The 10,802-nt window shown below is 65.4% G+C and carries 10 protein-coding genes and 1 CRISPR repeat array; of the genes, 8 read left to right on the forward strand and 2 right to left on the reverse strand.

The window, feature by feature from the left end; translation table 11 throughout:
• Positions 1–3 precede the first annotated feature (3 nt).
• From cmr4 to cmr6, 3 genes are read left to right on the forward strand one after another with little or no spacing between them, the layout of a single operon-like run.
• Positions 4–930 carry a type III-B CRISPR module RAMP protein Cmr4 gene (gene cmr4 / locus AncyloWKF20_RS11270; protein ID WP_279314162.1) on the forward strand — a complete coding sequence of 309 codons (927 nt, stop codon included), beginning with the start codon at positions 4–6 and terminating at the stop codon, positions 928–930.
• Positions 927–1,340: a hypothetical protein gene (locus AncyloWKF20_RS11275; RefSeq protein ID WP_279314163.1), complete on the forward strand. Its 414-nt coding sequence runs from the start codon at positions 927–929 to the stop codon at positions 1,338–1,340. Before cmr4 ends, AncyloWKF20_RS11275 begins: the two co-directional genes overlap by 4 nt.
• Positions 1,327–2,286, forward strand: a complete 960-nt coding sequence (gene cmr6 / locus AncyloWKF20_RS11280) for a type III-B CRISPR module RAMP protein Cmr6 (protein WP_279314164.1) — start codon at positions 1,327–1,329, stop codon at positions 2,284–2,286. Before AncyloWKF20_RS11275 ends, cmr6 begins: the two co-directional genes overlap by 14 nt.
• Here cmr6 and AncyloWKF20_RS11285 read toward each other — a convergent pair.
• Complete coding sequence (locus AncyloWKF20_RS11285; RefSeq protein WP_279314165.1) at positions 2,241–3,266, reverse strand: hypothetical protein; 1,026 nt, start codon at positions 3,264–3,266, stop codon at positions 2,241–2,243. The two genes, cmr6 and AncyloWKF20_RS11285, sit on opposite strands and share 46 nt — an antisense overlap.
• 229 nt (positions 3,267–3,495) lie before the next feature.
• Positions 3,496–3,802: direct repeats of the CRISPR family, unit length 37 nt; unit sequence GTTTCTAAGCGCTCGGGCGCGCTGAGGTGCGCCTAAC.
• 97 nt (positions 3,803–3,899) lie between these two features.
• On the opposite strand from AncyloWKF20_RS11285, the gene cas1 reads away from it, so the two are divergent.
• The 5 genes from cas1 to ade all read left to right on the forward strand — a co-directional run bounded on the left by cas1 (position 3,900) and on the right by ade (position 9,929).
• Entirely contained in the window at positions 3,900–5,963 is a 2,064-nt protein-coding gene (gene cas1 / locus AncyloWKF20_RS11290; protein ID WP_279314166.1) for a CRISPR-associated endonuclease Cas1, read from the forward strand.
• A 2-nt stretch (positions 5,964–5,965) separates the two neighbouring features.
• Positions 5,966–6,250 (forward strand): CRISPR-associated endonuclease Cas2, encoded by a 285-nt coding sequence (cas2, locus tag AncyloWKF20_RS11295; protein WP_279314167.1) that lies wholly within the window; start codon positions 5,966–5,968, stop codon positions 6,248–6,250.
• Positions 6,204–7,136: a hypothetical protein gene (locus AncyloWKF20_RS11300; RefSeq protein WP_279314168.1), complete on the forward strand. Its 933-nt coding sequence runs from the start codon at positions 6,204–6,206 to the stop codon at positions 7,134–7,136. The genes cas2 and AncyloWKF20_RS11300 overlap by 47 nt, the downstream gene beginning before the upstream one ends.
• A 118-nt stretch (positions 7,137–7,254) precedes the next feature.
• Positions 7,255–8,220: an aldo/keto reductase gene (locus AncyloWKF20_RS11305; RefSeq protein ID WP_279314169.1), complete on the forward strand. Its 966-nt coding sequence runs from the start codon at positions 7,255–7,257 to the stop codon at positions 8,218–8,220.
• Entirely contained in the window at positions 8,217–9,929 is a 1,713-nt protein-coding gene (gene ade / locus AncyloWKF20_RS11310) for an adenine deaminase (RefSeq protein WP_279314170.1), read from the forward strand. The genes AncyloWKF20_RS11305 and ade overlap by 4 nt, the downstream gene beginning before the upstream one ends.
• A 4-nt stretch (positions 9,930–9,933) precedes the next feature.
• On the opposite strand, the gene AncyloWKF20_RS11315 is transcribed toward ade, so the two are convergent.
• The gene (locus AncyloWKF20_RS11315; RefSeq protein ID WP_279314171.1) at positions 9,934–10,719 is read right to left on the reverse strand and encodes a DeoR family transcriptional regulator; all 786 of its coding nucleotides are present in this window, start codon (positions 10,717–10,719) and stop codon (positions 9,934–9,936) included.
• Between the last annotated feature and the right edge of the window lie 83 nt (positions 10,720–10,802).

Here is a 10,802-nt window from a genome sequence, read left to right on the forward strand (position 1 = left end):
GTCATGACACGATCGCTTTGGTGGCTAAACGCCGAGACATCGATCCATGTCGGATCCGCGTCCACGGCGTCGCTGATCGACCAGCCGGTAGCTCGGGAATCGACCACCGGCTATCCCTTCATTCCGGGGTCGGGCCTGAAGGGTGCCCTGCGCGATGCTTGGCGGTTCTCTCTCGTCAGCAAACCGGCTGCCGTCAATCTGAAGGAGGCCGACAGTCATCAGGACATCAAAGAATTTTTCGGCGTTGCCGAAGGCGCAGGAAGCATTCTCATCTCGGATGGGCGGCTCCTGCTCCTGCCCATGCGGTCGTTGAACCACGCCTTCGTCTGGACGACCTGCCCCTACCTGATCAAGCGATACGCCCGCGACATGGAATTCTGCGGCCTATCGCTGGACAACCAATTTATTCCGCCACTCCAGCCGGCGGATCATGAGTGTTTCATCACGCATGCCGACGACGAGAAGGAAAAGCTCAAGGACAACATCTGGATCGAGGATCACCGGCTGACCTGCCAGCGAAGCGATATACCCTGGAACAGTCTTGCCCCGCTCAGGGATGAATCCCAGGAGACGTATAGCGGCCCCCCCGTCGTCGTGGTCTCAGATCGTCTGTTCGGTCACTTCGCACGCAGCAGGCTCCCGGTTCGCATGCGCAACCAGCTCAACCCGGATAGCAAGACCGTGAAAACGGGACACCTCTGGTCCGAGGAGGCGCTGCCGCCCGAGACCGTCCTCTACACGATCCTGAGTGACCGCCTGCCCTCCGCAACGAACGCTGCGGGTGCCAGCGCTCTTTCGCGATTTGAAGTCGAGCTTGAAAAGATCAAGCATGTTCAGGTCGGTGCCAACGAGACCGTGGGTGAAGGCTGGCTGCGCGTGCAGCCGTGGCGCGAATTGTCGAACGGGGCTCAGAAGGCGCCCCAGTCATGATGTCCCTGTCGAACGATCACTACCGACTCCGGACCGTGGCGAGGACGATTGGCGCCTCCTGCACGCGCGACTTTGCCGGCGCTGTCGACAGCCTGGCGTCCGACTTCATGATCGTCGGCCTGCTGAAGGCACTGGTGATGGCCCCTCCCAGGGCGAGCGAGGTCGGGCCTCATCCCGCAACCATGCTGGCGGGCTGGCTGAGCCAGCAATTTCCATCGAACGAGCGCAAGGGGGATAGCGTCATTGCCTGCGTCCAGTGGCTGCTTGCCGTGGATGACAACACCGAATGGCTGATGATCGAAGAAGAGGCAGCCGCTTATCTGGCTCAGCTCAAGATTTACGCAAAGGCTGCAAAGGAAAAAGAGCGCGAGGAAACGCCGGCGAAAGGGGCCGTCAATGACCGCGGATGATGCTAAACGGGCGCTGGTAGAGGTTCTAAGCACAGACCCCGTTCTTTCCAAGGTCCAGGGGGCCGCACCTGCGAGCGGGGGGCATGCCGGGCTCTGGTGGGAGCGCTATGGCGGGGCCTTCGTCACGGAAAGAAGGAGCAAGGGAGTGAAAACAAGGAACCTGTCGGTTCCGCGTTCCAACTGGATCAAAGCGTTGGCCGACCGGGTCGGGAACGCCGACGCGATGATGAAGGCCCGGTTGACCCGGCATCATCAGCAGCGGGCCGCGTTGATCGGGCCGAAGGGCGTGCAGTTCACCGCGACGCTCAGGACCCCGCTCGTCATCGGCATGGGCCTGCCGCATCCGACCGAGAACGGATTGATGTTCCACCCCACCCTCGGTGTGCCTTACATACCCGGCTCGTCGCTGAAAGGCGCGGTTCAGGCCTTTGTCTATGAATGGCTGCTGCGCGGTGCCTATGATGTTGCGAAGGCGCTCGATGAGGATATTAAGCGCATCTTCGGGCAGCCCCACCGCCTCGAGGCGCATGAGAAGGCGCATGAGGAGAAGGCCACGAAGCGTGGGTCCGTTGTCTTCCTTGATGCCCTTCCCGTCAGTTGGCCGAGCATCGGCACGGAAATACTCAATCCGCACATCGGCAACTATCTGACGAGCGCCAATGAGCCGCTGACAGATGGCATTCATGTCACCCTGAAGCCCATCGCCTTCGCGAGCGTGGCGCCGGGGTGCACTTTCGCCTTTCTGCTGCGCCCCTCGCCCATGGCGCCCGTCTCGGCGGCGGAGGCAGAGGCCGATGTCGCCCTCGCGGCCGGCTGGCTGGCGGCAACACTCACCGATCTGGGGATTGGCGCCAAGACCAAATCAGGATTTGGCCGGTTCGCGGACATTCGCGAGATCGCTCACGCGTCGAACGCGGGCACGACGTCGAAGGACACGACTTCATAGCCGCCCGGCCGCTGATCGTTATCCCGCACATAGACCATGATCACGTCCGGCTGCAGCGTCACCAGCCCGCTGGCGACAGCGTAAACGCGGGGGCCTCCGGTGATGTCGATCGCGATTCGCGGCCGCCGCTTGAGGGGGCCGCCCGGGGACTGCGAGGTGTCCTTCAGCAACGCGCCGATCTCTTCATTGACCTTATCCCGCAGGCGGTTCTCGATATATTCGATTTCGGAAGATTCCTCATCTCCGCTGATCGGAAAATCCTCGATCTTTACATGATTCAAGCCACAATTACTTAGTATATGTTGGATAATATTATGAAATATCTCCGGTTGGTACTTTCTATTATTTGCTTCAAAGTGAGACGTTATTAATAGAACGACTTTCTTCAGTCGGCGGGACTCGGGTGGCGAAACGTCGATCTGCGCCTTCAGGCTTCGCCAGCTCTGCTGCCAGGAGAAATCCTGCAGTTTGACGCTGGCGCCCGGTTCAGTGACAATTGAACCATGGCTGTGGCAAATCTTCGTAAGATCCCATGACTTATCTTTGTCACCGATTTCTTCAGGATTAATCTTTGATCCAGGCAGTTTTCCCGCCATAAACGCCTCGATAGTCCGAAGTTTTGCTTCAATATCCCCCTCCGCAGTGAGGCTATTCAGGGGCTTGGACACCGCCAGGAACAGAACATCAGCGGTGGGATCGTCGGTCTTCCGGCCCTGCGCGCTTTTCAACCCGGCGAGCGCCTGCACACCCTTGATGGTGAAATAGGTGAAGACGCCGGCAATCAGCGCGGTCACGAGGACGAGGCCGGCGCGTCCCCACCAGCGCGGGTCGCACCACGCGATGATGGCGCCGCTTTCCGTGAGGCTCGCGCCCTCCTTGACCCAATCGGAGAGCAACGTGCCCGACACCCCCGCCGAAAGGCCCGCGACGACCAGACAGAAGGCGGCCCGAGCCCGCTGCCCCCGGCTTGTTGACGCCATGCCCTGACACTCCCCTGCCCCGCCCTCATTATCGAGGTACCGTGCAGCGCGAGGCAAGGGCAATGCCAGTGGGGCGGCCGTATCTGACCCGCGCACGGGAAAGAACGTGCGCAGGCATCGTGAATCGATGGCGTGCCGTTTCTACGTCGGGCCGACGCTTCTGAACACCAGGACGCCCGGCGTCGCCTGAACTTGGAGAACCCTAAGTTTCGGTGCCCATCGACAAGAAGCTTCCAAGCAGTCGGGCGCGCTGAGGTGCGCCTAACTTAATTTCCGACGCCAGCCAATGGAGGCCAGTTTCTAAGCGCTCGGGCGCGCTGAGGTGCGCCTAACAGGCTCATCGATGTGATGGAGTTTCCATGTTTCTAAGCGCTCGGGCGCGCTGAGGTGCGCCTAACCTCGTTTTGGAGGCATAGCGAGGAAGGAGATGTTTCTAAGCGCTCGGGCGCGCTGAGGTGCGCCTAACCCGCGGTATGGAGATAGATATGATGAACATTCAGTTTCTAAGCGCTCGGGCGCGCTGAGGTGCGCCTAACTTAGCCTCTGGAAACCCCTCGTCAAGAGCGATTTTTGTCGGTAGCTTCCACATGGCACCTGCGTTTGACACTCATTTCTGAGTTATAGATCGACCCTGTGGAATTGCACTCGAATATCTTCGAAAACCTGTGCACGCCAGCCGCCCTTCTGGCGGGCTGGGCGCGCGTGCTGGCCAATGTCGGTGGACCGGGGGGCGACCGCGTTACCGTCCACAGCTTCGGTCACAATCTGGATGGCGAGATCGCCCGGCTGCGCGCCGACCTCGCCAGCGGCGCCTACCGGCCCGGCCCGCTGCGGCGCACCGCCATTCCCAAGCGCTCCGGCGGCAGCCGGCCTCTGGCCATTCCCTGCGTGCGCGACCGCGTGGCACAGAGCGCGCTGCGCCTTTTGCTGGAGCCGCGGCTGGAACCCACCTTCTCCGATGCCAGCTTCGGCTATCGGCCGGGTCGCGGTGTCACCGAAGCCGTGGCGCGGGTGCAGGAACTCTATCGGGAGGGCTACCGCCACGTCGTCGACGCCGATATCGAGCGCTTCTTCGAGCATGTGCCGCACGGCCCGCTGCTGGTGCGGCTGGGAGAGGCGATCCAAGAGCCGCCGGTCGTGCGGCTCATCGGTCGCTGGCTCTCCGCCGAGCCCGAGGCGCGGGGCCTGCCGCAGGGGTCGCCGATCTCGCCGCTGCTCTCCAACTTCTATCTCGACCATCTCGATGATCGCCTCACCGGGCGCGGCGTGCGTCTCGTGCGTTTCGCCGACGATTTTCTCGTTCTCTGCCGCAGTCCCGACGGTGCCGGGGCGGCGCTGGAGCGGGTGCGTGACATTCTCGGCGAACTCGGGCTCCGGCTCAATCTCGACAAGACCCGGCTGATCGACTTCGACCGCGGCTTCCAGTTCCTGGGGCGGAAATTCGTCAAGAGCTTCGTGCTGGCCGGCACCGTGCTGGAGGAGGAGGAGGAAGACGAGGCGATGAGCATCGCCGGACCCTCCGGAGCATGGTCGGCGGGGAATCCGATGGACGCCGCCCTGCCGGCGCCGGCGGATGCGAACGCCGCCCCACGCCTTACGCCGGCGCCCAACGCGACGCCGCCCCAGACACTGGACGCCGGCACGCCCGAAAATGCCCCCGCGGCCGAAGGCGCGCCCGCCACCCATGATCTGGCCCCGGTCCTTCGGCCACTCTACCTGCTCACGCCCGGCCGCCGGCTGAGCCTGCGCGGTGAGGCCTTCGCCGTGATGGAGGACGGACAGACCGTCGCGCTGCTCGCCCCGCGCCGGCTCGACCGCATCGAGATCGGCCCCGACGCGGAGGCTGATGGGAATGCCCTGCGCCAGGCGCTCGCCTACGGCATCCATGTCGCCTATGTGAGCGGCAGCGGGCGCACGCTGGGCACCCTCGCCCCGCCCCCCGACCACGGCGCGCGGCATCTGGCGCAGGCCGGCACGCGGCTCGACCCGCGGCGCGGGCTCGCCATCGCCCGCGCCTTCGCCGGCGCCCGCATCCGTAATCAGCGGGCGCTGCTGAACCGGCTCAACCGGCGCCGCAAGCACAGCGCCGTCGCGGAGACCGCGAGCAAGATCGGCCGCATCGCGCTGAAGCTCGGTATCGCCCTGCGTGAGGATGCCGTGAGGGGCGTCGAGGGAGAAGCCGCCGCCTTGTACTGGCCGGCGCTGGGCCAGATGTTCGAGCACGGCTTCGGCCTGACGCGCCGCGAACGGCAGCCCCCCGCCTCACCGACCGATCTCATTCTGAACTACGCCGCCGGGCTGCTGGCGCGCGACGTGGAAACCCTGCTGCTTCGGCACGGGCTGCATCCGGGGATCGGCTTCCTGCATGGCGCGCGCGATCTGGAGGCGCCCCTGGCCTGGGATATCATGGAGCCGTTCCGCGCGCCCCTGGTCGAGGGTTTCGCCGTCTATCTCGTCAACAACCGCGTCCTGCGCGCCGCCGAGTTCGACCGGCGTGAAGATGGCAGCCTCGTCATGGCGCCGGACGCGCGACTCTCGCTCACCCGAGCCTATGAAGGCTGGCTGGCGCGGCCGGTGAGAAACCACCGCCTCGGCAGTGACACGGTATGGCGCGGCCTGATCGAGCACGACATCCTCGCCCTCATTCGCACGATCCAAGAGGACGAGCCGTTCGAGCCTTACGTAATGGATTATTGAGGATGGCAGCCAAGGTTCTCGCGGTCGTCTGCTACGATGTCATCAAGGACTCGGTCCGCGACCGCCTCGCATCCCTGCTGGAAGAGGAACTTATCCGCGTTCAGGAGAGCGTGTTTGAAGGGTGGATCGGCGAAGGGAAGCTACGGAATCTCGTCCGACGATCCGCCGCGCTGATTGGCCCCGACGACAGCCTGCGGGTTTATCGCCTCGGCGCGTCGGACGCGATGCGCACGATCGTCCATGGACCGACCCCCGCGGTGGAGGCTGGCGATTACTATCTCTTCTGACGCTGCGGCCGCTCCAGACGCGGATTTCCGACGGATCATCGAACGGCGACTGTCGTCGCCACAGGTTCATGGCGATCTCGAAACGCTGCTGTCCGCCTTGCACTGGACCGATCTCACCCTGGTGATGACGGCGCCGCCTCTCATGGAAGAGCTCCCTGATCTCGGTGACCGTTTCCGGGGAGCTCTTGGCCGGCGCCTGGAGGCAATGGGCCCGACAGGAGCCGAGGCGTGGCACCTTCTCTTCGGACCGCTCTTTCGCGCCGGTAGCGAAGAAGCCATCCGTCCCTACGCGATAGCCGCGCATCGTGAGCGGGACGCGATCATCTGGCGCCTGCGGCTTTTCGGCTTCGCCGATCTCTGGGCGGAGGAGATCGAGGCTGCCATGCGGTTGGCTCCCGTGGCTGGTATCGCCCTGCGGCGATCGGGCATGCAGCGCGTCCCCCTTGATATCCGGTCCGTAACACGCGCGCTTTCATGGTGGGCCTCTCCACCGCACGAAGCGCGCCGTGTTCGGATGACAACCATCACCCCTCTCATCATCCGCCGGAGCCGCTCCACGCTTGGCTCGCTCGACGGCCTGCATTCCTCCATCATCAGACGATTGCTGGCCGTCGCCCGCTGGTGCGATGCCGCGGCCAGTCGATCCTTACTCGCAGATCTGCGGTCCGATGTGTGGAGCCTTGCCGACGAGACCCTCTCCCCCGTCGGCTGGGTTCGGCATTCATCCAATCACCCGGAGGGCGTCGTCAATCTCGGCCTTTCAGGACACTTCCTGTTGAGTGATTTGACACCGATCGGCAACCGATTGACGCAGTCCGCACTGCTTTTCCACGCAGGCGGAGGAGCGACAGCCGGCTTTGGATGGCTAACAGGCATCCTGTTGTAGGAGCCTTTACGGAGGCCGTCGCCTTTCCCCACCCCGCCGAAGATACAACACAAGGGTGGTTAGCGCCCGGCGCGGTCTGCCCTACACTCCGCCGCCCAACTGCCGGAGGAATTGACCCATGGAACTGCGCCGTCTTGGCCGCTCCGACATTCTGGTCCCGCCGCTGTGCTTCGGTGGCAATGTGTTCGGCTGGACCGCCGACGAGGCGACCTCCTTCCGCCTGCTCGACGGGCTCGTGGAGGCGGGCTTCACCTTCATCGACACGGCCGATGTCTATTCGCGCTGGGCGGACGGCAATCAGGGCGGGGAATCCGAGGCGATCATCGGCCGCTGGATGAAGGCGCGCGGCAACCGCGCCAAGCTCACCATCGCCACCAAGGTCGGCTCGGACATGGGGCGCGGCAAGGTCTGCCTCGCGCCCGACTACATCGCCAGCGCCGTCGAGGCCTCGCTCACCCGCCTGCAGACCGATTACATCGACCTCTACCAGTCGCATTGGGACGACCCGGACACCCCGTTCGAGGAGGTGCTGGGTGCCTATGACGGTCTCATCCGCGCCGGCAAGGTGCGGCTCATCGGCGCCTCCAACCTCAGCCCGGCCCGGCTGTTCGAGGCGCTGGCGGTGGCCGCGCGCGAGAAGCTGCCGCGCTACGAGACGCTGCAGCCGGAGTACAATCTCTACGCGCGCGCCGGCTATGAGGCCGAGCTGGAGCCGATCTGCCGGGGCAACGGGCTCGGCGTCATCACCTATTTCTCGCTCGCCGCCGGCTTCCTGACCGGCAAGTACCGCACGCCCGCCGACGCCGCCAAGAGCGCGCGCGGCGAGGAGGTGGTGGCGACCTATCTCAACCCGCGCGGCGAACGTATCCTCGCCGCGCTCGATCAGGTCGCTGCCGCCCGGAGCGTCAGCCCGGCGCAGGTGGCGCTCGCCTGGGTGATGGCGCGCCCGAGCCTCACCGCCGCCATCGCCAGCGCCTCCCGCCCCGAACAGCTCGGCGATCTCATCGCCGCTGCCACGCTTGACCTCACCACGGGAGAAATCGACAAGCTGGACGCCGCCAGCGCCTGGAAGGATGCCGCATGAGCAAGCTCTCCCCCGCCGAGATCGGCCGCTTCATCGATGCCGGGCGCGGTGTCGCCCCGGCGGACCTCGTGATCAAGAATGTCCGCCTGCTCGACGTCATCACCGGCGCGATCACCGAGACCGACATCGCCATCGTCGGCTCGCGCATTGTCGGCACTTATGACCGCTATGAGGGCGCCGAGACCATCGACGGCGCCGGCCTGTTCGCCGTGCCGGGCTTCATCGACACCCATCTTCATGTCGAATCCTCGCTGGTCACCCCGCTGGAATTCGACCGCTGCGTGCTGCCGCATGGCGTGACCACGGCGATCTGCGACCCGCACGAAATCGCCAATGTGCTGGGCGCCGAGGGCATCCGCTATTTCCAGCGCTGCGCCGAGCGCACCATCATGGATCTGCGGGTGCAGCTCTCCTCCTGCGTGCCGGCCACCGCCTTCGAGACCTCGGGCGCCGAGCTTGACGCGGGCGACCTCATCGCCCTGCGGGGCCATGCCTCGGGCATCGGCCTTGCCGAGTTCATGAATTTCCCCGGCGTGCTGTTCAAGGATGCCGGCGTCCTCGCCAAGCTCTCCGCCTTCTCCGACGGGCGGATCGACGGCCACGCGCCGCTGCTGGGGGGCCGCGACCTCAATGGCTACATCGCCGCCGGCATCCGCACCGAGCATGAGGCGACCGCGCTGGCGGAAGCCCGCGAGAAGCTGATGAAGGGCATGACGGTGCTGATCCGCGAGGGGTCGGTCTCCAAGGACCTTCACGCGCTGATCCCGCTGATCACCGCCGACACCTCCGCCTTCCTCGCCTTCTGCACCGACGACCGCAACCCGCTCGACATCGCCGAGGAAGGCCATCTCGACTACATGATCCGCACCGCCATCGCGCGCGGCGCGCCGCTGCACCATGTCTACCGCGTGGCGAGCTGGTCGGCGGCCAACGCTTTCGGCCTGACCGATCGCGGCCTCATCGCGCCGGGGCGCCGGGCCGACATCGTGCTGCTGGATGATCTCGAAGCGTGCTCGGTGCGTCAGGTCATCTCTGCCGGGCGGCTGGTGAGCGAGGCGCTGTTCGCCACGCGCGGCGCGGTGGAGCCGGTCGGGCTCGATTCGATGAAGGCGCGGCAGGTGACGGCGGCCGATTTCCGCATCCCCGCCACCGCGCCGGCGACGCGGGTGATGGGCGTGGTGCCCGGCCGCATCATCACCGAGGATCTCACCTTCGACCTGCCGGTGATCGACGGCGAGAAGCAGGTCGATTTCGCCAAGGACGCGGTGAAGGTCTGCGTCGTCGCCCGCCACGGCAAGAACGACAATATCGGCCGCGGCTTCGTCCATGGCTTCGGCATGAAGCGCGGCGCCATTGCTTCCTCGGTCGGCCATGACAGCCACAATATCTGCGTCGTCGGCGCGGATGAGGCGGATATGGCGGTGGCGGTCAACCGGCTCATCGCCATCAAGGGCGGCTTCGTGGTGGCGGAAGGCGGAAAGGTCACCGCCGAACTGGCGCTCCCCGTCGCCGGCCTCATGTCGGCGGGCTCCTTCGAGGAGGTGCATGACGCCCTCATCCCGCTGCGCGCCGCCGCCAAGGCGCTCGGCGTCGTGCTGGCCGAGCCGTTCCTCCAAGTGGCCTTCCTGCCGCTGCCGGTGATCCCGCATCTGAAGATCACCGACCACGGCATGTTCGACGTCGACGCCTTCGCGCCGGTGGAGGGGTAGGAACCTAAAACCCGTCCTCGTCGCGCGAGCCGACTTCGATCAGTTCGACCGCGTCACGGGCGCAGACGTCGCGCAGCGAGGGAGAGGAGACGACGTCGGTCACGAAGGTGTCGATCTCCGCCATGGCGCCGATGCGCACCGGGGCGGTGCGCTCGAGCTTGGAGCGGTCGGCCACCAGAATGACCTGTCGGGCATTGTCGATAATGGCGCGGGCGACCTGCACCTCGCGGTAGTCGAAATCGAGCAGCGTGCCGTCCTCCTCGATAGCGGAGGCGCCGATCACCGCATAGTCGACGCGGAACTGGCGGACGAAATCCACCGCCGCCGAGCCGATCACCGCGCCGTCGGCATGGCGTACCGGGCCGCCGGCCATGATCAGCTCGATCTTCGGGTGGCGGTAGAGCAGCGTCGCGACATTGAGGTTGTTGGTGATGACCAGAAGGTCTTCATGGTCGCCGAGCGCGCGGGCGACCTCTTCCGTCGTCGTGCCGATATTGATGAACAGCGAGGCGCGGTTCGGCACCATGTCGGCGGCGGCCTCGGCGATGGCGCGCTTGGCGCCCTGCGCCATGGCGCGGCGGGCCTCATAGGCGAGGTTCTCGACGCCCGAGGCGACGACCGCCCCGCCATGCACGCGCGACATCAGCCGGCGCACGCAGAGATCGTTGAGGTCCTTGCGGATGGTCTGCGGCGACACGTCGAAGCGCGACGACAGATCCTCGACGCTGACGCGCCCCTGCGCCCGCGCCAGCATCAGAATATCCTGCTGGCGTGATGAGATCGCGTTCATTCCGGTGCGTCCGCCATTCCCGTAGGTCCGCTCCTGCCCCCGCGCCGGCGCGACGTCCGAGAGAATGATTCCAGTCAGCAATC

It is taken from the genome of Ancylobacter sp. WKF20 (genome assembly GCF_029760895.1).
In the GTDB taxonomy this organism is placed as follows: Bacteria; Pseudomonadota; Alphaproteobacteria; order Rhizobiales; family Xanthobacteraceae; genus Ancylobacter.

What these genes read in the sequence shown, in the direction of transcription:
- AncyloWKF20_RS11300 (WP_279314168.1), top strand. Translation starts at nt 6,204, where the DNA reads ATGGACCGACCCCCGCGGTGGAGGCTGGCGATTACTATCTCTTCTGAC.
- AncyloWKF20_RS11305 (WP_279314169.1), top strand. Translation starts at nt 7,255, where the DNA reads ATGGAACTGCGCCGTCTTGGCCGCTCCGACATTCTGGTCCCGCCGCTG.
- AncyloWKF20_RS11315 (WP_279314171.1), bottom strand. Translation starts at nt 10,719, where the DNA reads ATGAACGCGATCTCATCACGCCAGCAGGATATTCTGATGCTGGCGCGG.
- cas2 (WP_279314167.1), top strand. Translation starts at nt 5,966, where the DNA reads ATGGCAGCCAAGGTTCTCGCGGTCGTCTGCTACGATGTCATCAAGGAC.
- cmr4 (WP_279314162.1), top strand. Translation starts at nt 4, where the DNA reads ATGACACGATCGCTTTGGTGGCTAAACGCCGAGACATCGATCCATGTC.
- AncyloWKF20_RS11285 (WP_279314165.1), bottom strand. Translation starts at nt 3,266, where the DNA reads ATGGCGTCAACAAGCCGGGGGCAGCGGGCTCGGGCCGCCTTCTGTCTG.
- cmr6 (WP_279314164.1), top strand. Translation starts at nt 1,327, where the DNA reads ATGACCGCGGATGATGCTAAACGGGCGCTGGTAGAGGTTCTAAGCACA.
- AncyloWKF20_RS11275 (WP_279314163.1), top strand. Translation starts at nt 927, where the DNA reads ATGATGTCCCTGTCGAACGATCACTACCGACTCCGGACCGTGGCGAGG.
- ade (WP_279314170.1), top strand. Translation starts at nt 8,217, where the DNA reads ATGAGCAAGCTCTCCCCCGCCGAGATCGGCCGCTTCATCGATGCCGGG.